The following is a 534-nucleotide window of genomic DNA, read 5'->3' as shown; positions in this document are numbered from 1 at the left end:
TCTAAGAGGTTTAATATTTGAGAAGATTCTAACCGCCAACCATCAGCAGTTAAGGATTTTTGTGGTAGTAAAAAACTGTCTTTTTCATAGACTTTTTGAAAGTCATTTAAGGGTTGATTTGCACTCCAATTTAAGACTTTTATTTGATGGTTTTGATCCCCCACTAAATTTACTTTTAAAGGGCTTTTTGATCTCCCTAAATCCCCCTTAATAGGAACTTCAACACCGTTTTCCTTTTTAATAAGGGGGACTTTTACGGCTTTATCCTCTCTTTGTGAGGGCAGGGGGGGAGCTTTTTTCAACAGGATAATACTAGGATAGGCGATCGCCTCAAAAACGTTAGCGTCTCCAAAATCGATTAATAGCTCAATAGTAGAATTATGAGCTAGATAATTGCGTAATTTTTCTCCATAACCTGCTCTAAAGTATTTATTTGAGGAAATATAGCTTAAATAACCATTTTCTTTGAGTAACCTTAAACCTTGCTCATAGAAATAAACGTATAAGTCCGCCGTACCAGTATAACATTCATAT

At 35.2% G+C, this 534-nt stretch carries 1 protein-coding gene; it reads right to left on the bottom strand.

All coding sequences use genetic code 11. The features are described 5' to 3' along the window. On the bottom strand, positions 1–534 hold a 534-nt coding region (locus tag FWJ34_RS19480), incomplete at both ends, for an Eco57I restriction-modification methylase domain-containing protein (protein ID WP_308256980.1).

Origin of the sequence: Geminocystis sp. GBBB08 (assembly GCF_016743215.1) — a bacterium.
Taxonomy (GTDB): domain Bacteria; phylum Cyanobacteriota; class Cyanobacteriia; order Cyanobacteriales; family Cyanobacteriaceae; genus Geminocystis.
The sequence above is the reverse complement of the archived record's forward strand: the minus strand, read 5'-3'. Positions and strand labels throughout refer to the sequence as shown.